We start from the raw sequence: 22,297 nt of genomic DNA on the forward strand, positions 1-22,297 counted from the left end.
AAATGTATAAAGTTTTTATCAACGAGAAAAGATTATTGTTTTCTAAAAGTCCGCAAAGCATAGAGAAAAAAATTTTATACGACGGTTCTATCAGTTTAGAAATTGCTCTCGATCTATTGCAAAATACTTCCTGCCAAGAAATTAACATCTATGGTGAAAATTTAGAGGAAATTTGGGAAGATTTTATTCATTTTTTTAAAATTGTTGAAGCCGCTGGTGGTATTGTTTATAATGACCAATATGAAATTCTTTTTATCAAAAGATTGGGTCGTTGGGATCTGCCGAAAGGAAAAGTTGAAAAAGGAGAATCTCTTGATCAAGCGGCTCTTAGAGAGGTTGAAGAAGAAACCGGCCTCAGCGATTTGATTTTGGAAAAGTTTGTAAACAGTACCTTTCATATTTATACCGAGAGAAATGGTGAACGGATTTTGAAAACAACATATTGGTACAAGATGTCGTATTTTGGAAAAGATCAGGCCATTCCACAAATTGAAGAAGGAATTACAGAAGTGGATTGGAAGGGACAAAAGGAAATAGAAGATGTGGTCTATCCATCGACATTTAAGAACATTCAACTTATTTTAAATGACGAATCGTTGACCGATTAACGATAAAAAGAATAGCCCTCAATTTTTTCTGAGGGCTATTTTTGTGTTAAAGAAAATCTATGATTTTCTCCAATGCGATGCCTCTAGATCCTTTTAGTAAGATATTATCTGAAGTGATGGTGTTGCATTTTAAATGTTCAATCAATTCCGAAGAATCGCTAAATGCAGTTGAATTTTTATTGCATTCTTTGAATCGAGGTCCAACGGTGTAGATTTCATTAAATTCCAAAGCTTGTGCAAGTTCTAAAATGAGACGATGTTCCTGATGGCTTTCTTCCCCTAATTCCAGCATATCGCCCATAATTACAGTTTTACTGCCCTCAAAAGTGCTGAAGTTTTTCAACGATTCCGACATGGAACTTGGATTGGCATTGTAGGTATCCAAAACCAAAGTTTGATCGCCTTTTTTAACAATCTGAGATCGCATGTTGGTGGGTGCATACTCTTCGATTGCCGTTTTTATTTTTTCGATTTCTATTCTTAAATAAAGTCCCAAACTTACGGCTGCACAAATGTTCGTGAAGTTATAATTTCCAGTAAGTTGAGAAATGATTTTGGTGTTTTTATAATTCAAACCAACGAAATGTTCATGGGTGCAGAGTTCAAATTGATAGTTTGAATTTTCTTTGCCAAACGAAATGGTGTTGAAGTAATTTTTTACTTTTTCCACTTGAATTTCATCGTTGGCGTTGACCAATATTTTTTGTTGATGGTTTTTTAGATAATCAAACAATTCGGATTTCCCTTTTATAACTCCTTCATATCCACCAAAGCCTTCTAAATGGGCTTTGCCAAAGTTGGTTATGTATCCTATGGTTGGCTGTGCTAGGGATGCTAACATTTCGATTTCTTTTTGATGATTGGCACCCATTTCTATCACGGCTATTTCGTGTTCGGGTTGTATAGAAAGAAGGGTAAGCGGAACACCAATATGGTTGTTGAGGTTCCCTTTGGTAAATTGCGTGTTGAATTTTTTGGAAAGTACTGCATGGATCAATTCCTTGGTGGTCGTTTTTCCGTTACTTCCTGTTAATCCGATAATCGGAATGTTGAGCTTGCTTCTGTGCAATTTAGCCAATTCTTGTAAAAAAAATAGAGTAGAGGGAACATAGAAAATATTTTTATCTACATTTTCATATTCCTTTTGTTCGACAATAACAGCAAGAGCTCCTTGGTCTATTGTTTTTTCTGCGAGGCTGGCTGCATTAAAATTTTCACCGGAAAATGCAAAAAAAACATCTCCGGGTACTACTTTTCTATTGTCGATTTCTACTTTATTTGATTTTAAAAATAGAGGATAAAATTGTTCTGCATTCATGATTCAAAAATAAAAAAAAACCTTCCAAAAGAGGAAGGTTTTTTGAAAATATAATAAGAATTATCTTCTTGTTCTACCTTTGCTAATTTCTTTAGCATCTTGAGCTACACGGAATCCGATCCATCCATAAGCTGAGTTTTGGTTTTTGTATCTTCTTTGTCCCGGATCCAACCAATAGGCTGTATCTTGCCAAGAACCACCTTTTACCACTCTAATGTTGTTAGAGATTGCAGATGTTCTTTCTTTGGAATCTTTTTGAAGGATCACCTTACCTTTACCATCTACGATAAATCTTTGAACAGGTCCGTTGTACATGTTATACGCATCTGTGCTATCGGTGTTTCCTCTGTCATAATCCAGAGAAGATTGTTTGTCACCGTCTCTGAAGTTAGAGTAATCGGCAATTGTTTTTCTTTCGAATTTTCCAGGAAGTGCTGTGTAAAGTTTTCTTCCATCGGCTAAAGTGTCGTATTTGATGCTTCCATCGTCCACTTTTTTATTTGTACCGTCTCCGTTTTTAACAATTGTTTTTACTTTGCTACCTCTAAAGTAGTTATAGTCACTGTATTCGGCATCAACAACCGGTCTGTAAACATCGGCAGTCCATTCAGAAACATTTCCAAACATACCGAATAAACCTAGGTCGTTAGCTGGATATTTTTTAACATCCGCAGTTTGAGCAGAACCGTCGTCTTTCCATCCTGGGATACCGGAATAGTCACCTTTTCCATTTTTGAAGTTAGCCAACAATTGTCCGTGCTTACCTCTGATTTTATCCAATTCAGGTTTTTTGTTATCGTAGTTGTTGTACTGTCTGTTTTTTTCCATACCCAAAGCAGCATATTCCCATTCAACTTCTGTTGGTAATCTGAATTCGGTTACCATGTTGGCGTTAGGTGCTCTGTTTACAGCAAGAACTCTTTGGCTTCTTGTTCTGATGCCATTTTTGTTTTGCATTCTTTGAGTGTTGATGTATGCTTGCATATCCGGATCGTTCGATTTGAATTTGTCCATGTTGAAAGCAGTACCACCTTGGTTGTTAGAATCGTTGATGTACAAGTCTTTAGAAATGATACCTGCATCCATCAATGCTTTTTCATTTGCTCTATCGGTCAACCAATCGCAATATTTATTTGCTTGGCTCCAAGTCACACCTACTACCGGGTAATAGTCGTATTCTGGAGATCTAAAATACATTTCAGCATTGTCATTTCTAGACAATTTATTATCCCACATCAAAGTGTCCGGCAATGCACCGCTATAGATTTCTTTGAAGGTAGGGTCGTTTGGTGGAAATACATATTTCAACCAAGTTGTATATTCACGGTATTCGTAGTTGGTGATTTCTGATTCGCCAAGGAAGAAAGAGCTTACCTGCATTCTATGAGGAGAGTTGTTCCAGTCTTTCAAGACATCGTCTTTTACAGCACCCATAGTAAAGGTACCTCCTTCTACATAGACCATTCCTGGCCATCCTTTTTGTTTTTGAGTTTTTCCTGTAAAGAACCAACCTTTTTGGTCGTTTGGTTTCCATCCAGTTTTGCTGACAAATCCTTTGGTGCCACCTCCACTTTTACCACCACCTCCACAGCTGGTGAGTGCAAGGGTGGAGCTTAGGGCTATTAAAGAAAATAACTTTAGTTTTTTCATAGTCGTTATTAATATTTTCAAAGTACAAAGAAAAAATAAATAATTCAATTAATCAAGTAAAGAGTTGATTTTTTTGCAAAACGATTTCAAATTAATTTTATGGTATCGCATCATTATTATAAAATTTTCGTTTATTTTGTAACCGAAACAGTTGATGTCAATATTATGAAACCTAAATATTTTGCTTTAGCTTCTTTGTTAATCTGTTCTTATGTGTCTTCTCAGAAAATTACAATGAACTGGGAAGGTGCTAAAGTACAGCAATACAATGAAACCAAACTCAATCTTCCTTTTGTAAAGAATTATGATTTTTCATTTGACCAAAATAATATAATTATTCATACCAAACAAAAAATTGGTGAAAAACAATTGAAAATTTCTAATTATGTGTGGGAAAATGTTAATCAAAAGGAAGTGTACGACCTTAATCCTTTTGCTTTTCCAGAAGATGCAGTAGGCGATATTAATTATATATATAATAAGGATGAGAGAAGCAACCTTGCGCTAATCCATGTTAATGCATTTCGTTGGTACAAAGGAAGCATACAAAGATTGAAGTCTTTTGATCTTAGCACTTCCGATCAACCAATTGGTTCTCATTCAGTGGATAGAATAGGGACATCCAATAATCCTTTGGCTTCTGGAAATTTTTTTAAAATTAAAGTAGATCGCTCTGGAGTTTTTAAAATTACCAAACAGTTTTTACAAAGCAACGGACTGAATCCGGCAAACATCAATCCTAAAAATTTTAGAATTTATGGAAATGGTGGTGTCATGTTGCCGGAATTCAACCAAGATGCTCGATACGATGCGCTGCAAGAAGACGCCATACAAGTTGTAGGCGAAGAGGATGGCGTGTGGAACGATGGAGATTATGCCTTATTTTACGCTCAAGGTCCGCAAGGATACAATTTGTACGACCAAACCAACGGTGCAGGAATAAAAAGAGTTGAAACCAGAACCGATAAAGCGCAACACCTGAAAAACATTTATGAAGACCATGCGTATTATTTTATAAATTTTGATATCGGGCCTGGGAAAAGAATTCAAACGGTGGACGAAACTTTGCCTGCCAATTTAATTTCTCGTTATGATGAATATCAATATGTGGATAATGATGAGAAAAATTTATTGAAAGTAGGACGAATTTGGGTGGAAAATACACCGTTTACTTCTGCAAAAAGTATCGTGTTCAATACCAATTCGCCCATACAGAGTGCCGATAATATAAAGTATAGAGCCAATGTAGTGTCTTATCTTTCACAAGGGAACTCTGTGGTTTTTAATATCAACGGACAAAATTCCAGTAACCAACCAACTGCAATTACCGGACAAGACTTCGAGGTGAAACGATATTCAGGAAGCATCAGCAACCTTTCAGGAAACTCGGTAACCGTTAATATAACACCCAATATTTCTACCAATCCCAACGGATTGTACTATTTTGATTATGCCGAAATTCAGTATAAAGAAAATTTGAATTTCAACGGCAGTCAGATGAATTTTAGAGACTTTTCTGTGGTTACAGGCGGGCAGCAGAAATACGGATTTTCCATTTCCAATTCCTCTGCCATCGAACAAGTTTGGGATGTTTCGGATGTGACCAACCCGACAAAAAGGGTCAACAAAAGTACCGGTGGTAACTTTAATTTCGCTTTTGTAGCCAATAATCCTGATTTCAATAACGAATTTGTCGCATTCAAAGCCGATGCTGCATACCAACCCGGTTTTGTAGGCAAGGTGGAAAATCAAGATTTGTCCGGACTTCAAAATATCGATTATTTGATCATCACGGCTCCTGAAATGTTTTCCCAAGCTCAACGATTGGCGCAGTATCATCAGACCAAGAGTAATTTTACCACGAAAATTGTAGATGTCAATGCCATTTATAATGAATTTAGCAGCGGTGGTAAAGATTTGACGGGCATTCGTGATTTTATTACCAAATTGAATACTCCGGCAGGAAGTCTAAAATATGTCTTACTTTTAGGCGATGCTACCTACGATTACAAAGATCGAATCTCCAACAACTACAACAAAGCCATAGGTTACATCAGTGAGGAGAGTAGCAATTTGGTGAGTTCTTTTATTACCGATGATTATATCGTGATGACAGAACCTCAAAATGCAACCTATTTGGGGAATATTTTGCCGGATATCCCTGTGGGGCGTATTCCTGCGGCGACAGTAGCTGAAGCGACCACGATGGTGGATAAAACTTTGGCTTATTACAATGCCAAATCGGGACAGTCCAGTCCTTTTGGTGAATGGCGCATGAAAATGGATTATGTTGTAGATAATGACGCCGATGGAGGCGAACCTTTCCACAACATCATGAACCAAGCTTTGGCCGATGTGTTTGAAGGTGCCACCGACAAACCGGAATACAACATCAGAAAATTGTATTTGGATTCCTTCCCTGCTGTCAGTACTTCTGGTGGTATCCGATTTCCACAGGTAAACCAAGCCATCTCCAACGATATTGGTAACAGTTTGTATCTGTTTTATTTTGGGCACGGTGGTATCAACGGTTGGGCACAAGAAAGGGTGCTGACCTCGCAAGAAGTTCAGGCGGCCAATAACTATTCGCCGGTGTACTCTCGTTTCCCATTGGTTTCTACCATTACTTGTGAATTTACACTTTGGGACGAACCCGGAACTTTTTCCGTGGGCGAACAATTTATCAAACACAAACAAGGTGGTGCTGCAACCATGATTACCTCCAGCAGAGCCATCGCTGTGGATTACGGTATAAAATTCACAGATTTCCTGACCAAATCCATGTTTAAGCTTACCAACGATCGTTTCGATACTTTAGGAAATGCTTATTTGGATGCTAAAAAGGAATTCAATCTGATGTACTCTCCGGGAAGCAATCACATGAAAGTGAATTATTTGGGAGATCCGGCAATGACGCTTAGTCGTCCAAAAAGATTGTTGGTGGTCGATCAAATAGAGTCTCCTGTACCTGGGCTTATCAGAGCTTTGGATTTTGTTAAAATAAAAGGACATATCAATAAGGACAACGGTACTTTGGATACTTCCTTCAACGGAAGAGTGGTCATCAACATCTTCGATAAAAGGTTAAACAAACACAACCTGACCATGCAACCCATCTTGAATTACACCGAAGAGGGGAGTGCCATTGTAAAAGCTTCCGGAACGGCTGTTAATGGTGTATTTACGGTTGAGTTTTATGTTCCTAACGATATTAATTATACCGTAGGAACGGGAAGAATGCTGGGCTATGCCGATAATAAAATTTTTGATGTGTTTAATAACCAAGCGGTACAAGTTGGGGACATCAACCCAAATGGAGTGAACGACAACCAACCGCCAAAAGTAAAGTTGTACATGAACAATACCAACTTTGCTAACGGTGGAATTACCAACCAAAATCCCATGCTTTTGGCTTGTATAACAGATGATACAGGAATTAATTCGACTGGTGCTGGTATCGGTCACGATATTACCACTTATTTGGATGGCGAAATTGTAAACACCGTTGTTCTCAACGATTATTATTCGCCGGGCGAGGGTAACGGTTGCTTGGCACCGGGTTTGGCCGATTATCAAAAAGGAAATGTAACCTATCCGTTCAGGAATTTGGCACCTGGAGAACACACTTTAACATTTAAAGTTTGGGACATCAACAATAATTCGACAACAGAATCGTTAAAGTTTGTGGTGAAGGATGAAACCAACCAACATTTGGTCATCAACAGACCTCTGAATTGGCCCAATCCATTTACCGACAAAACCTATATTCAGTTCGAGCACAATTGCGATGATATCTTGGATGTGAATGTACAAATCTATACCATCACCGGAAAATTGGTGAAAACCATCAGTCAAACCGTAATGGCAGAACCTTTTTTACAAGGATTCAGAACACCAAAACAAGCGATTGAGTGGGACGGTAGGGACGATTTTGGTGATGTTGTAGCAAAAGGAACTTATATCTTTAAGATTTTTGCCAGAAGTCAAAATCAAGAAAAATGCAAAGGTTCGGCTACAGCAGTAGAAAAAATGGTTTTGTTAAAATAAAATTAAAATAATTATCATATATTTGGAAATTAAAAATAACTGTATGAATTTTACTAATAAATTATTGATAGGCTTAGGGATTAGTTTAGGGACTATGGCGTTTGCACAAGGTCCAGTTCTCACCGGTGCTCCGTTTCTTAGAATTGCTCCCGATGCACGATCAGGAGGTATGGGAGATCAAGGGGTAGTAACTTCTCCAGATGCTTTCTCACAATTTTGGAATGCAGCAAAATATCCGTTCAGCAGAACCAACTCTGCAGTCGGTTTCACTTATACTCCATACATGAGTAAATTGACCAACGATACTTTTTTGGTGTACGGTGCTTATCATAAATTTTTAGGTGAAGAAGAAAGATCAACCATTTCTGCCAGTGTATATTATTTCAATATGGGACAGGTAGATCTTACAAGAATTGTAGGAACTGAAGTGGTACAAGAAGGTATAGCAAAACCTAACGAATTTGCAATTGATGTAGCATACGGACTGAAATTATCGGATACTTATTCCATGGCCGTTACAGGTAGATTTGTTCGTTCCGATTTAGCAGGAGGTTTCAATACCGATACAACTCTAAAACCGGCCAACTCTTTTGCAGTGGATATTTCAGGTTACTATACTTCACCTCGATTTAACGGATTTGGGAATATGGAAAACCGTATCAATGCAGGTTATGTAGTTTCTAACTTAGGACCAAGATTGGATTATACGGGAGACGAAAACTCGAGATCTTATTTGCCAACAATGGCCAGATTGGGTCTTGGATATGAAGTCTTTATCGATGATCTGAACAAAGTAACCGTTTCAGCAGAAGCTTCAAAGCTTTTGGTTCCTGGTCCTGAAGTGGTGGGTCTAAATCCTGTTAACAATCAGCCAATTTATGATGTGCCTAATGTTGGGGTAATGCAAGGAATTGGAAAATCATTCAACAATAAAAAAAGCATGATGTACAGCGGTGCTATGGAATATTCTTACGACAATATGTTTGCTGTGAGAACCGGTTATTTCCACGAATCCGAAGAGCAAGGTGCAAGACAATTTGCAACTGCAGGTATTGGGATCAAGTATCAATCTTTTGCTTTGGATGTGTCTTACCTAATCAATACTTCTAAAGTGAACTCTGCTTTGGACAATACTTTGCGTTTCGGTCTTACTTGGAATATTGGTGACGAAACTTCAAATGCCGATTACTAAAATAGTTTAGATGATTATAATTAAACAAGGGTTTCATTTTGGTGAAACCCTTGTTTTTTTATAGTAATTGTTTGCTTTAGACCATTTGGAAAATTCTTAATGCATTTTCAGAAGTCATCTTTTCAATGGTTTTAAAATCCATTTGATAGAGATCTACCAATTTGCCTAAGACCAAATCCAAATAGGCAGACTCGTTTCTTTTACCTCTGAACGGGACTGGAGCCAGATAAGGGGAGTCGGTTTCTAAAACGATGTGCTCTAAAGAAATTTCTTTTAAAAATTGATCTATTTTTCCATTTTTAAAGGTGACAACTCCACCAATGCCTAAAGCAAATCCTAATGCGATTGCTTGTTGCGCTTGTTGTAGATCGCCTGAAAAACAATGGAAAATGCCTCGAAGTTTAGGATGTTTTTTTCTTTCCAAAACTTCAAAAATCTCATCAAAACTTTCACGACTGTGGATTACAATGGGCAGATCTCTTTCAATCGCTTGGTCTATTTGCCATTCAAAGGCTTTTATTTGGATGTCCAAGGTGCTTTTGTCCCAATACAAATCAATCCCAATTTCGCCAATTGCGCAAAATTTTCTTTTATTTAAAAAATTTTCAACAATGGAGAGTTCTTTTTCCCAAGACTCGGGTTTTACATAACAAGGATGCAAGCCCATCATGGCATGGATTTGTTCAGGAAATTCGGTTTCCAGAGCCAACATTTTCTCATGAGATTCTGAGTCGATGGCCGGGAGAAAAAATTTGTCAACTCCTTTGTCTATGGCTCTTTTGATGGCTTCGGCTCGGTCGTGGTCAAATTCCTCTGCATAGAGGTGGGTATGGGTATCGATCATGAAAAAAGGTTTTATTAACGGTCAGAGTGATTCATCGTCAAGTGTTCAACAAAAATTTTATGACTTGCCTTGGTTTGTTGCTCTGAAATTTTTTGTTTTAAATTTCGTAAAAACTCTTGATATTTTGGATGATTATCGTCCGAAGGTCGGTGTTGCAAGGCTTGGGTTATTTTAAAATTTTCTGCCATAAATTCTTGTGCACGATCCGAAAAATAGGCTTTTAAGAACTTCTCAAAAATATAATTCACGGCTTGTTTGCTGGGATGTAAAAGATCTTCTTTGTAGAAACGATAGTCTCTAAGTTCGTCCATCATGATCTCGTAAATGGGTAAATAATGGCAGTTCTCATTTTTCTCAATGGCTTCGTGTATTGCCGAAATTAATAAAGATTTGCTGCGATTGTTCTCAACGAAACCGTCCTTTGAATGCCTCACAGGAGAGATGCTGAACAGGATTTGAACATCAAATTTGCAAATGCTTTTGATGCTCTTGATGGTTTCGGAAATGGATGTTTCAATTTCTTCAGGCGTAAGCAATCGCTTTTTGAAGAATTTACCCGGAATTTTATGGCAATTGGCAACCAACTTTTGTTTGGGCAAAAATTCATAGATGAACGAAGTTCCGTAGGTGATGATCACAAATCGACAATCTCGCAAAAATGCATTTCCCAACTCGATTTTATGGTTTATTTTGTCCAGCGTTAGGTCTATATTTCTACTGTTGAAAGAGGTGTGGTGGTCCAAAGAAATATACTCGTCCTGATAGGCGATAAGGTCTTCTTCTGTATATTTTTTATTTTTTTGTAAAATGGTCAATTCTTGGTTGATGGACCAAGGATTGAACAGTGTCCCGAAAGGATTGTTCAGGGTTTGCCATTGTGCATTGGAAAGTAAGTCGTGCATTTCTGTGGCAAAACAAGATCCGATACTGAATATTTTATCGTGAATTTCTATTCGTTTTGTATTGGATTTTATTTCGACTTCTGTAGAAAATTTCATGAAGATGTATAAAGTTGATGATAGGTTATTTTGCAATTAATTTTTAGAATTCTCTTTTCAATAAGAAATTAGCCAATTCTATAAATGGTTTTTTCTTCTCCTCATTAATGTTTATTTTCTTTAAATAATTTTGGGCAATATCGTTGTGTTTTTGGATGAGTTGTTGCACTCTAACATCAGCTTTTGTTCTTCTGAAAATCTTCTCAACGCAGTAGATTTTGTCCAAATTATCGGTCTTTTTAGAGTACCAAAACTCCAATTCTTTTAATTCGTCCGGGCTGGCATTTTCCTTGGCCAAGAGGTATAAAATTGTTTTTTTATTTTCGAAAATATCTCCAGCATGTTTTTTACCAATCTGAGCATTGTCGCCGTAAACATCCAAATAGTCATCCATCATTTGGAAGGCAATCCCAAGATGTTTTCCGTAGTTGAAAATGGCTTTGGCATCTGCCGTACTGGCGCCGGCAATCATGGCTCCAATTTGAAAAGACGATGCGCTGAGAACTCCTGTTTTATAGGTGATCATTCGGATGTAGTCGTCGTAGCTAACATCTTTTTTTGTTTCAAAATTGATGTCGTATTGCTGTCCTTCGCACAATAAAAGTCCGGTATGGGTAAAGACTCTTAGACAGGCTTTGTACAGCTCAGGATCTAGATCTTCGAAATAGGTGTAGGCCTTAAGCAGCAAACCGTCTCCAGAAAGTATTCCTGTATTTACTCCATACACCGTATGTATGGTAGGGGTGTTTCTTCTCATAGGAGCCTCGTCCATTATATCGTCGTGGATCAAGGTGAAATTGTGGAAGTATTCTATCGCCAATGCAGGTTTCATCGCTTTTTGCAAATCGCCACCAAACAAATCGGTTGCCAACAATACCATGACCGGTCTCAATCTTTTACCTCCGTTTCGGATGATGTAATTCATAGGTTCATACAGTTCTGCAGGCTTGTCTCTGAAGGTATATTTCTCTATTGCTTGAGATACCATTTTGTGGTATTGGTCTAAAAATTCCATAAAATTTCGTTTGCGCAAAAATACAATTTTAAAACAGTTTTGTCTGATGAAAAAAAAAACTTTGCCTAGAAAAGCAAAGTTTTTTATGATAAATGGTATTCAGCTTGATTTTTATCCTAAGAAAGTTACTACAAGATATGTCAATCCCGCCATTAATGCAGAAATAGGAATGGTTAAGATCCAAGCCCAAAGCAAATTAATGGTAACTCCCCAACGGACTGCAGAAATTCTTTTGGTAACTCCAACTCCGATGATGGATCCCGTTACGGTATGGGTTGTAGAAACGGGAATACCAAAATGATCCGTGATGAACAAAGTCAATGCTCCTGCGGTTTCGGCACTCACACCTTCTAGTGGAGTAACCTTGGTGATTTTTGTACCCATGGTTTTTACAATTTTCCACCCTCCACTCATGGTACCAAGACCAATGGCCAAGAACGATACCAAAGGTACCCAATAATAATCGGATGTAAAGTGGTTGAAACGATCTTCGTGAGGCATAATGGCATACGGATCACTACCACCAATCATACTAACATGGTAGTAGATTACTGCAGCCCCAATGATACCCATTACTTTCTGGGCGTCATTCAAACCGTGACCCAAACTGAAAAGTGCAGAAGACACCAACTGCATTTTTTTGAATGCTCTATCAGCTTTATGAGGATTGGTTTTCTTATAAATCTGAATGATCAATAAAGTGATGATGATGGAAATGATCATCCCGATAAGTGGTGCCATGAAGATGAATAAGAAAATTGGGATGACTTTACTGAACTTTACCACATTTTGTTGTGAAAGTTGTGAGAAAGCTAACTTTAATTGTTCCATAATCCCCAAGTCCGGATGTGCCTGTGCCACATGTTGGTAGTCCAAATATAAGGCGTGCATCAGGGCTGCCCCCAAAAAACCACCAATAAGCGTGTGCGAAGAAGAGGAAGGGATACCAAACCACCAGGTTAATAAATTCCAAACAATTGCGGCAACCAAACCAGAGAAGATGACCTCTAGAGTGATGAAGTTTTCGTTGACGGTTTTGGCAATGGTGTTCCCGATTTTAAACTCGCCAATGATATACATGGCGATGAAGAATGCAGCAAAGTTCCAAAGTGCAGCCCACAAAACAGCTTGAAATGGGGTGAGTACCTTGGTAGAAACAATGGTTGCAATGGAATTGGCGGCATCGTGAAACCCATTAATATAATCGAATACTAGGGCTAAAGCGATGATGACAATTAGCAATATAGGTAAGTCCATCTATTATTTTTTTGGCGTGATTATGCGTATTTAATAATGATGTTCTCCATGATATTTGCAACATCTTCTGCTTTGTCGGTCACTTCTTCTAAATAATTAAGTACGGATTGTACCTTAATGATTCTTATGGGATCGTTGGTCTCGAAAAGATTCATCAATGCTTTACTTAAAACATCGTCTGCAAGGTTTTCGTAAGAATTGATCTTAATGCACGATTCTTTTACTGCTACTGGATCTTTAAAATCTTTTAAATTTTCAATGGCATTTTGGATTTCCAGACACGCTTTATGCATTAATAAAGAAAAATCGGCATACTCCTTAGTTTCTGGTGTTTTGTACAGGTAAATGTACTTTGCAGATGCATACATATAATCTGCAATGTCATCCAATTTGTTGGCAAGGGAAGTAATGTCTTCTCTATCAAATGGAGTGATGAAGTTCTGTCCCAATTCAACAAAAATTTTGTGAGTGAGCTCGTCGTTTTTGTGCTCGAAATCACTAATCTTTTTGATGAAACCATCGTTGTTTAGGTCAAATTCCTGAATGCCTTCATGGAAATATTTTGACATTTCTACTAGGTTTTGAGCTACTTGGTCAAACAATACAAAAAACACTTTGTCTTTTGGTTGGAAGGCTTTAAAAATATTACCGAGTCCCATTTTATTATTTTTTTTATTAGATTTTTATTTTTGCAAATATCCGAAAATACTGTGCTTGTGTAATTTTTTTTTTGTTAAGTTTTATTAACATGATTTTTTTAATCGGCCACAGGAATGTGGTGTGTTTCATTGAATTTTAATCGGTCAAATGTGAAATTTAATGAAAGATAGATAAAGTGGAGGTTCTTGTTGCCCGAGTTGGAAAATTCTTTTTGGAAAATATACCCCAGATTGGTCCCTACATATGGGTTGAATTGGTATCCCAAACCGACAAAGGTTCGGCTTCTTTTAAAGAAAGGATCTTTTGGCCCTACAAAAACCTCTTCAAAAGCATTGGCATAAAGCGCTCCGGGTTCTACTTTGTCTTTATTTAAGGGTAGAGTAGCTGCTAATCGATAACGATAGCGTTCGGTATTGTCGTGCGAATCGGTGTTTGGATAATAGAAAAATCTTTTCTCAGCACGAACTCTATGATCCAATTTTACCTTTCCAAATTGTTGACTATAAATGTATTGCAACCAGAATCTGAATTCCTCTTGATTGATGTGTTCGTTTTTATAAGTTCCATAGCGACCAATACCTACAAAAGCCTGATTGTTTTTATTGAAATTGTAGCCAATTCCCCCTTTAGCTTCGTAATAATCGGGTGTGGTAAAGTCTTCAATGGATCTCAATTGCAACTCCAAGTAGGCCGACCATTGTTTGTCGTGCTTGTAGCTAAAGGACATCATGTTGTAATTGGAAAACTGATCCTTCGTTTGAGCAAACGAAACCGTAAAGATTCCCATTGCAAACATAAAAGTTAATATTCTTTTCATATAGATTTAATTTCTGGGCAAAAATATTTATTTTAAGAAAGGTCTGTGTGAACGGAATATTAAATTTATGATACATAAAAAAACCGAACAATTTTCATTGCTCGGTTTCGTAATTCTAGTTGGCCACTTCGGCACGCATGTCTTTTCCTTTAAATTTCATTGAAGAAATGTTGTTCAGGATTTCTTGCTTAAAGTTTTTATCAATTTCAAAGAAAGTGAATTTGTCCAAAATTTCAATATCTCCGATATCGGCTCTTTTCTTGGTTTTAGCAGTAGCTTTGTTGATGATTTCCAACATATCTACTTTCTTTAGACTGTCTCTTTTTCCTAGGTTAAAGAAAAAACGAGTCATGTTTTCGTTGTTTCTTTTCTTGCGATCGCCTCTTCTTTCGCCATCTCTTCTTTCACCACGGTCACGATCTCTTCTTTCGCCACGGTCACGGTCTCTTCCTCTTTCTCTTCTGCTGCTTGGGATGTCGCTGTCTTTGGATAGACGCATTTCTTGCAAATCGTTACGATCTTTATAGAACATTGCAATTTCTTTCAGTTGGAATTGCAACATTTGGTGTACCAATTCTTCTTTGGTGAAAGCCGATAGATCAGGAATTAGACTGTTGTCAAACTCAAAGAAATCTTCGTGTTCGGTAAAGAGTTTTTCGAATACACCACCCACTTGGGCTTTTACAATCTCTTCTCCAGTAGGAATTTTTTTCTCAGTGATCTCAATTTTTGTTTGAGATTTAATTTGCTTCAGTTTTCTGGTTTCTTCTGGTTTTAAAAGTGCCATGGAGATACCGTCTTTACCAGCACGACCAGTTCTACCGCTTCTGTGTACGAAAACTTCTGGATCATCAGGAAGTGAAAAATGGATAACATGCGTAAGAGAGTCCACATCCAGACCTCTTGCAGCAACATCGGTAGCAACAAGAATTTCGATGTTTTTCAATCTGAATTTCTTCATAACCGTATCTCTTTGAGCTTGAGAAAGGTCGCCGTGAAGGGCATCTGCAGCATATCCATTTTGCATTAAGAAGTCGGCAACCTCTTGGGTTTCCATTCTTGTTCTACAGAAAATAATGGAGTACTGATTGGGGTTGGCATCCAACAATCTTTTTAAAGCCTCCTTCTTTTGTCGATATCCGACAACATAAAATTCGTGAGAAATATTTTTCTTAACCGCATTGATGCTTCCTACAGAAATTTTGTGAGGATTGGTCAGGTAGTTTTTAGAAATTCTTTCCACTTCCTTGTTCATCGTTGCGGAGAATAAGAAAGTTTGTTTTTCAGCAGGCGTTTCGCTAAGGATGGTTTCCAAATCGTCTTTGAAACCCATAGAAAGCATTTCATCGGCTTCGTCCAAAACCAACCAATGGATTTCGGAAAAATCCAAAGCTTTTCTTCCGATCAAATCGATAACCCTCCCCGGAGTTCCTACAATAATTTGCGGTTTTTCTCTTAGAGATCTGATTTGTTCAGAAATGCTACTTCCACCATAAACTGCTGTAGTTTTCAGATGAGGAAGGTATTTTGTATAGTTTTTAATGTCTTTGGTAATCTGAAGGCAAAGTTCACGAGTAGGGCAAAGCACTAATAACTGGATTTTACGACTGCTGTCGTCTATCATATCCAGAATAGGAAGCGAAAATGCTGCTGTTTTGCCTGTTCCTGTTGCCGCAAGTGCGATAAGATCGCGAATATCCGAAAGGATAAAAGGAATAGTCTGTTTCTGGATTTCGGTCGGTTGTTCGTAACCGAGTTCGCCAATTGCCTTGAGAATATCAGGACTTAAATTGGATTCCGTAAATAAATTCATGTAAATGATCGTCTATAATTTGCTGCAAAGATACAGAATTTATTTTTTCTATCCCTAAGTTTTAATCCATTAAAGTTTTTCTATTGATTTTCAAAGGCCCGTCAAAGTACTGTGGCTTTGATGGCTTGTCATTAAAATATACTTTCAAAGTCGATTGAGGTAAGCAAGGATTGGGGTTGTTGATGCATTTTTCTCTTTTTTCTAAAAAAGATTTTTTATCCAAATGGGTTGATATTGGATAGTGTACATTGTCAATGATTTCCGTAGTTTTACTCATGCCAATAGCGGTATATTGTATGACTTTATCTTCACTATAGACCTCTAAGACAAGACCCGGTAAGCCTTTGAATCGAGATGGTCCTTCTGGGATTGGGAAGTCTGTAGTGTACCATGCGTAAAAAACACGACCGGATTCATTCTTTGTTTTTGCCAGTTGACAAGTAACGGTATTGAATTTTTTTGTTTGATTTTTAATAAGTTCCCATTCCAATTGTGGTTCTTCAAAATAATACATTTCATAGATGATCGGCATAAAAGAATATATTTTGCCGTTCTTTTTGTACACGCTGTATTTTTCAGAAGGCGGTAGCCTATTGATGCTTCCTATTTCTGGCTTGTAGCTGGAATTGTAATACGAATAGGTATCTGTATTAACAAATATAGACATGCTGTTGTTTGTTAATAGTGTGAATTCTGCATTTTTGTGATTGTTGTGTAACGAATCTACAACCTTGTATTCATAAACGATGCGTAGGTTTGCAATGTTTGTGTTATCTTGTGCGAGGAGGTTTTTTGTTGAAAAGAAAATAAGGATAATTATAAAAGAAAATTTCATCATTTGTGTTGGTTAGAGTTTAGAACCAATAAACCTGTTTGACAGGAGCGTTTGCACATAATTCTAGATTTTTACCTTCTAATTTTGAATCTAATTCCAGTTGTTCATCTTTGGTTAATTCTGTAATCGGTTTATCCAAAGTGATGTAAAAAAATATCCCACAGGTAGATTTGTAAAGATATTTCCAAACCCATGCGCCTTGAGCGGCACTAGAGTCCTCTATAACAGCCGATATCAGAGTGGGAGGATTTACCGGTCCGTTTGTGGAGTTGTTAATGCTAGAAACACTTTTACTACTTTTTGCAAATGCTAAACTTGCGCATCCTATCAAGAGGACTGTAATTACTTTCTTCATAATAATTGATTTTGTTTAGTTGTTATTTGTTAATGATTTAGTGATGTAAAGATATAAATATTTGTTTAAAATGCAAATTTATTTTCAAATATTTAAAATGAATATTGGTTTTGTTTAGAATATTGAGATAAAAATATCTTATTAGGTTGATTTTCCAATATTTACAAAAAAATTAAGACTTTATTTGTGTGAGCAGTTTTTTAAAATTAATTTTGCAACAATCTAAAAAAGTAAAAAATATGTCAACTTATGTTGTTGTCGGACTTCAGTATGGAGACGAAGGAAAAGGTAAAATAACCGATGTTTTATCTGCAAAATCAGATTATGTAGTTCGTTTTCAAGGTGGTGATAATGCTGGACATACCGTATATGTAGGCGATGAAAAGTTTGTGCTTCACTTGCTTCCATCGGGGGTACTTCAGTGCAAGGGAAAATGCATTATTGCCAACGGTGTTGTGGTAAATCCAAAATCTTTTATCAAAGAAATTGGACAGATTGAAAGCAAAGGTCTTAAAACCGACCATGTTTTCATCAGCAAGAGAGCACATGTGATTATGCCGTACCACATCATGTTGGATACTTATAGAGAAGAAGAAGCTGGTGGGACAGAAATCGGGACGACCAAGAAGGGGATAGGACCGTGTTATGAAGATAAAATTGCAAGAGTCGGAATCCGAATGGTAGATTTGCTAAACCCAGAAATTCTTCGTGAAAAAATTGAGAAAAATCTGAAAGTGAAAAATGCGCTTTTCGAAAAATATTTCGAAAAAGAAGCCATGGATATCGAAGCAATCTATAACGAATATCTTGAAATTGGTAAACAATTGAAAGATAGAATTGTGGATACGGAAGTAGAGCTGAACGGCGCAATCAAAGCAGGTAAAAATGTTCTTTTTGAAGGCGCACAGGCATTAATGTTGGATATTGATTTTGGAACTTATCCTTTTGTGACCTCTTCTTCGCCTTCCACTGGTGGGGTTTGTGCAGGTGCTGGGGTGCCACCAACGGCTTTACAAAATTTAATTGGTGTTTCTAAGGCGTATACTACAAGAGTTGGAAACGGTCCTTTCCCATCGGAATTGCACGATGATTTGGGAGAGCATATTCGTAAAATTGGTCATGAATTTGGGGCAACAACAGGGAGGCCAAGAAGAACCGGATGGTTGGATTTGGTTTCTTTGAAACACGCATGCATGATCAATGGAATCAATAATTTGGTGATTACCAAGTTGGATGTACTTTCAGGAATCAAACCTCTTAAAATTGTAACGCATTATAAGACTGAAGACGGTAAAATTATTGACTATTTCACTTCTTCAACAACAAAACTTTACGATTACGAACCCATCTACAAAGAATTGGAAGGTTGGGATGAAGATATTACGACTGCAAGAAGTTACGATGAACTTCCTGTAAATGCTAAAAAATACATTGAATTTATAGAGGAATATCTAGGGATTAATGTGTATTTGGTATCCGTAGGTCCAGAAAGAAGTCAGAACATCATTAGAAAAGAATTGTTCTAATTTTCTATTTGAAAGAATAATTACAATCAGCAATCCTTTTGGGTTGCTGTTTTTTTGTGGAATTTAACAATACAATAGAATTTATCCACATTTCTTTTTCTTTTGTGGATAATTTTTTAATCATTCAAGTGTTTGGTAGCGAGTGTTTTAGCTTTTAGTGTGGATATGTTTCGTACCAACAAATTAAAAAAAATGTATTTTTGTCTTTTAAATCAAATTTATGGCGAAAATTATTGGTGTTGCCAATCAGAAAGGCGGTGTCGGAAAAACAACAACTGCTGTTAATTTAGCGGCAGCTTTGGGAGTTTTAGAAAAGAAAGTCTTATTGATTGATGCCGACCCTCAGGCAAATGCAACTTCTGGTTTGGGAGTAGAAGAGGTACAATATTCTACCTATAATATTTTGGAACACAGTGTTGAAACTGAAAAATGCATCCAAAAAACAACCTCGCCTAATGTGGATATTATTCCGTCGCATATCGATTTGGTAGCTGCCGAAATTGAATTGGTGGACAAAGAAAATCGTGAATACATGATGCGAGAATCCCTAGTAACGGTAAGTGACGACTATGATTTTGTGATCATCGATTGCGCACCAAGTTTGGGTTTGATTACCGTAAATGCTCTTACAGCAGCCGACGCTGTAATTATCCCTATCCAATGCGAATATTTTGCTCTTGAGGGTTTAGGAAAATTACTGAATACCATCAAAACGGTACAAAATATTCATAACAAAAATTTAGATATCGAAGGACTTTTACTGACCATGTACGATCCTCGATTGAGATTGTCCAATCAGGTGGTTGAAGAGGTGAAATCCCACTTCCCGGAAATGGTTTTTGATACCATCATCAGTAGAAATGTCCGTCTGAGCGAAGCTCCGAGTTTTGGTGAAAGCATTTTGATGTACGATGCCGAAAGCAAAGGCGCAATTCAATATTTACAATTGGCAGAAGAGGTTTTGATGAAGAACGAACATCTTGTAAAAAACTAATCGTTAGCCAAAAATTAATTTAACCTGTATAAATTTTAACACTTACTTTTCAAAAATGAGTGTTTCCGCATAAAAATGAAAGATAAAAAAAGAGCAATGGGGCGTGGTTTAGGAGCAATTCTTAGCTCCGAATCCAAAGTAGCCATCAATACGGCATCAGACGAAGGTGCAAAAACTTTGGTGAGCAACATTATGGAAATCGCCATAGAAGACATCTACCCCAACCCCAACCAACCAAGAACTTATTTTGATGAAAAAGCACTGAACGACTTGGCGCAATCCATCAGAAATTTGGGCGTTATCCAGCCTATTACACTAAGAAAAGACGGAGAGAAATTTGAAATTATCTCTGGTGAAAGAAGGTACAGAGCTTCCAAATTGGCAGGTCTTACCAGTATCCCGGCGTATATCCGATTGGTGAACGACCAAGAATTACTGGAGATGGCTTTGGTGGAGAACATCCAAAGAGAAGACTTGGATGCCATCGAAATTGCACTCACTTATCAACGATTGTTAGAAGAAATCGGGATGACTCAGGAAAATTTGAGTACACGAGTGGGAAAAGAAAGAAGTACCATCACCAATTATTTGCGCTTGTTGAAGCTGAGCCCGGATTTGCAAAATGCAGTGAGAAGTGGCGAGATTTCTGCAGGACACGGTAGAGCCATTTTAAGTTTGGACGATGAAGTTTCACAAATAAAACTTTTCGAAACCATCATAAAAAACCAACTGAATGTAAGACAAGCCGAACAAGCGGCTCAGGAGCTGAAAAATCCTAAATTGGCTAAAGAAAAAACAGTGAAAGAACTTCCGAACCACTTGAAAAGAGCACAGAAAAACCTTTCGGACTCTTTGGATGTTAATGTAGAAATAAAATCTTCTGGCAAAGGGAAAAAAGGAAAAATTATCCTGGATTTCAATTCCGAAGAAGAGTTGGAACACATTTTAGCACATCTGCAATAAATGAAATTTTACGGATTATTTTTTCTGTTTTGCTTTTTATTTTCTTTTGGCCAGATCCAAAAGAAGGACTCTTTACAACCCAATTTGTCGATATCAAACGATAAAATCATTCAACCCAAAACAGAAGTAACCGATCAAGATGTTTTGGAAGATATACAGAAAAAGAATTCTTCACAAACTGTGGCACTTTCAATAAGTCCAACAAAAGCCGGACTTTATTCTGCTGTCTTACCGGGTTTGGGTCAGTATTATAATAAAAAATATTGGAAAATACCCATCGTCTGGGGCGGTGTTGGGACAGGAGTGGGAATAGCCCTTTGGAACCAAAAACAATACAATCGTTACCGAGAGGCTTTTGTGGCCTCTGTAAACGGTATGCCGCATGAGTTTTCTAGCAATCCGGTTTACACCAAAGAAGTTTTGGGTAACATCCAAGACAAGGCAAAAAGACAAAGAGATTATGCCATAGCCATTGCCGGACTCATCTATGTCCTGAATATTGTGGATGCTGTTGTAGATGCTCATTTGTACGAAGGAAGAAACGATCCGGATTTGGTACTGAAGCCAACACTAATCTACGACGAATTCGGAAAGCAAAATATGAAAACTGGACTCAGCTTGAGTTATAATTTTTAATATAAAACAATAAAATATGAAAATAGCACTTGTAGGATACGGAAAAATGGGTAAAATCATCGATGGAATTGCCACCAAAAGAGGACACGAAATCGTAGCTCGACTAAACGAGGCTCCCACTGTGGATAATCTGAATTCCCCAGATGTTGTGATTGAATTTTCCCAACCCGAAGTCGCTTTTGACAATATAAAATTTTGCTTAGAAAATAAAATCCCTGTCGTTTGTGGTACTACCGGTTGGTTGGCACAAAAACCAATGATCGAGGCCATAGCAAAAGAAAACAATACCGCATTTTTATACGGATCCAATTTTAGCCTTGGGGTAAATTTGTTTTTTGCTCTAAACGAGAAGTTGGCCGCACTTATGAAAGGTTTTGACGAGTACCAAGTTCAGTTAGAAGAAATTCATCACATTCATAAAAAAGATGCTCCTAGCGGAACAGCAATTTCTGTAGCTGAAGGGATCATCAAAGAAAATCCTAAATTTACTTCTTGGAAATTGGACGAAACCAACGGCGCCGAATTGGGAATTTTTGCCGTTAGAGAAGACGAGGTTCCAGGTACACACACCGTAACTTACCATTCTGAGGTAGATGAAATCAACATCAACCATATTGCTTACAACAGAAATGGCTTTGCACTAGGAGCGGTTATCGCTGCTGAATGGATCTTTGGTAAACAAGGTGTTTTCGGAATGAACGATGTCTTGGGTCTATAATTTTGTAACAAAACAATCCGTTTGCTAACTAATTAGTATAATCACAACACT

19 protein-coding genes are annotated in these 22,297 nt (G+C 37.4%); 8 read left to right on the forward strand and 11 right to left on the reverse strand.

The features are described 5' to 3' along the window. The first annotated feature begins 2 nt into the window (after positions 1 to 2). Positions 3 to 608: an NUDIX hydrolase gene (locus H9Q20_RS10445; protein WP_124639923.1), complete on the forward strand. Its 606-nt coding sequence runs from the start codon at positions 3 to 5 to the stop codon at positions 606 to 608. A gap of 46 nt (positions 609 to 654) precedes the next feature. Here the strand turns inward: H9Q20_RS10445 and murF are convergent, their stop codons facing one another. Together murF and H9Q20_RS10455 are read right to left on the reverse strand one after the other, a co-directional pair. Further along, positions 655 to 1,926 (reverse strand): UDP-N-acetylmuramoyl-tripeptide--D-alanyl-D-alanine ligase, encoded by a 1,272-nt coding sequence (gene murF / locus H9Q20_RS10450; RefSeq protein WP_124639925.1) that lies wholly within the window; start codon positions 1,924 to 1,926, stop codon positions 655 to 657. Positions 1,927 to 1,986: 60 nt separating this feature from the next. After that, positions 1,987 to 3,576, reverse strand: coding sequence for an SUMF1/EgtB/PvdO family nonheme iron enzyme (locus H9Q20_RS10455; RefSeq protein WP_124639927.1), 1,590 nt, complete (start codon positions 3,574 to 3,576; stop codon positions 1,987 to 1,989). A 165-nt stretch (positions 3,577 to 3,741) separates the two neighbouring features. Here H9Q20_RS10455 and porU point away from each other — a divergent pair, with 165 nt between their 5' ends. Together porU and porV are read left to right on the forward strand one after the other, a co-directional pair. Beyond that, complete coding sequence (gene porU, locus H9Q20_RS10460) at positions 3,742 to 7,623, forward strand: type IX secretion system sortase PorU (protein ID WP_187477677.1); 3,882 nt, start codon at positions 3,742 to 3,744, stop codon at positions 7,621 to 7,623. A gap of 43 nt (positions 7,624 to 7,666) precedes the next feature. Continuing rightward, on the forward strand, positions 7,667 to 8,815 hold the full coding sequence (porV, locus tag H9Q20_RS10465) for a type IX secretion system outer membrane channel protein PorV (RefSeq protein WP_124639929.1): 1,149 nt from the start codon (positions 7,667 to 7,669) through the stop codon (positions 8,813 to 8,815). Between the two features lie 76 nt (positions 8,816 to 8,891). On the opposite strand, the gene H9Q20_RS10470 is transcribed toward porV, so the two are convergent. From H9Q20_RS10470 to H9Q20_RS10510, 9 genes are all read right to left on the reverse strand, one after another. Continuing rightward, positions 8,892 to 9,659 carry a TatD family hydrolase gene (locus tag H9Q20_RS10470; protein ID WP_124639931.1) on the reverse strand — a complete coding sequence of 256 codons (768 nt, stop codon included), beginning with the start codon at positions 9,657 to 9,659 and terminating at the stop codon, positions 8,892 to 8,894. Between the two features lie 14 nt (positions 9,660 to 9,673). Further along, complete coding sequence (locus H9Q20_RS10475; protein WP_187477678.1) at positions 9,674 to 10,657, reverse strand: GSCFA domain-containing protein; 984 nt, start codon at positions 10,655 to 10,657, stop codon at positions 9,674 to 9,676. 43 nt (positions 10,658 to 10,700) lie between these two features. Continuing rightward, on the reverse strand, positions 10,701 to 11,672 hold the full coding sequence (locus H9Q20_RS10480) for a polyprenyl synthetase family protein (protein WP_124639935.1): 972 nt from the start codon (positions 11,670 to 11,672) through the stop codon (positions 10,701 to 10,703). A gap of 111 nt (positions 11,673 to 11,783) precedes the next feature. Then, entirely contained in the window at positions 11,784 to 12,929 is a 1,146-nt protein-coding gene (locus tag H9Q20_RS10485) for an inorganic phosphate transporter (RefSeq protein WP_124639937.1), read from the reverse strand. A 20-nt stretch (positions 12,930 to 12,949) separates the two neighbouring features. Further along, positions 12,950 to 13,588 carry a DUF47 domain-containing protein gene (locus H9Q20_RS10490; protein ID WP_124639938.1) on the reverse strand — a complete coding sequence of 213 codons (639 nt, stop codon included), beginning with the start codon at positions 13,586 to 13,588 and terminating at the stop codon, positions 12,950 to 12,952. A 98-nt stretch (positions 13,589 to 13,686) separates the two neighbouring features. Beyond that, positions 13,687 to 14,406 (reverse strand): DUF2490 domain-containing protein, encoded by a 720-nt coding sequence (locus tag H9Q20_RS10495; RefSeq protein WP_124639940.1) that lies wholly within the window; start codon positions 14,404 to 14,406, stop codon positions 13,687 to 13,689. Between the two features lie 115 nt (positions 14,407 to 14,521). Continuing rightward, on the reverse strand, positions 14,522 to 16,219 hold the full coding sequence (locus H9Q20_RS10500; RefSeq protein ID WP_124639942.1) for a DEAD/DEAH box helicase: 1,698 nt from the start codon (positions 16,217 to 16,219) through the stop codon (positions 14,522 to 14,524). A gap of 61 nt (positions 16,220 to 16,280) precedes the next feature. Next, positions 16,281 to 17,057, reverse strand: a complete 777-nt coding sequence (locus H9Q20_RS10505) for a GLPGLI family protein (RefSeq protein ID WP_187477679.1) — start codon at positions 17,055 to 17,057, stop codon at positions 16,281 to 16,283. A 16-nt stretch (positions 17,058 to 17,073) separates the two neighbouring features. Then, on the reverse strand, positions 17,074 to 17,409 hold the full coding sequence (locus H9Q20_RS10510) for a hypothetical protein (protein WP_187477680.1): 336 nt from the start codon (positions 17,407 to 17,409) through the stop codon (positions 17,074 to 17,076). 239 nt (positions 17,410 to 17,648) lie between these two features. On the opposite strand from H9Q20_RS10510, the gene H9Q20_RS10515 reads away from it, so the two are divergent. From H9Q20_RS10515 to dapB, 5 genes are all read left to right on the forward strand, one after another. Next, positions 17,649 to 18,935 carry an adenylosuccinate synthase gene (locus H9Q20_RS10515; RefSeq protein ID WP_187477681.1) on the forward strand — a complete coding sequence of 429 codons (1,287 nt, stop codon included), beginning with the start codon at positions 17,649 to 17,651 and terminating at the stop codon, positions 18,933 to 18,935. A gap of 220 nt (positions 18,936 to 19,155) precedes the next feature. Further along, positions 19,156 to 19,929, forward strand: a complete 774-nt coding sequence (locus tag H9Q20_RS10520) for a ParA family protein (protein WP_187477682.1) — start codon at positions 19,156 to 19,158, stop codon at positions 19,927 to 19,929. A 75-nt stretch (positions 19,930 to 20,004) separates the two neighbouring features. Continuing rightward, complete coding sequence (locus tag H9Q20_RS10525; protein WP_124639952.1) at positions 20,005 to 20,892, forward strand: ParB/RepB/Spo0J family partition protein; 888 nt, start codon at positions 20,005 to 20,007, stop codon at positions 20,890 to 20,892. Next, positions 20,893 to 21,528, forward strand: a complete 636-nt coding sequence (locus H9Q20_RS10530; protein WP_222933874.1) for a DUF5683 domain-containing protein — start codon at positions 20,893 to 20,895, stop codon at positions 21,526 to 21,528. It begins immediately after the preceding gene. 16 nt (positions 21,529 to 21,544) lie between these two features. After that, positions 21,545 to 22,246, forward strand: a complete 702-nt coding sequence (gene dapB / locus H9Q20_RS10535) for a 4-hydroxy-tetrahydrodipicolinate reductase (protein ID WP_187477683.1) — start codon at positions 21,545 to 21,547, stop codon at positions 22,244 to 22,246. Positions 22,247 to 22,297: the final 51 nt, after the last annotated feature.

Origin of the sequence: Amniculibacterium sp. G2-70 (assembly GCF_014353055.1) — a bacterium.
GTDB classification, from domain to species: domain Bacteria; phylum Bacteroidota; class Bacteroidia; order Flavobacteriales; family Weeksellaceae; genus Amniculibacterium; species Amniculibacterium aquaticum.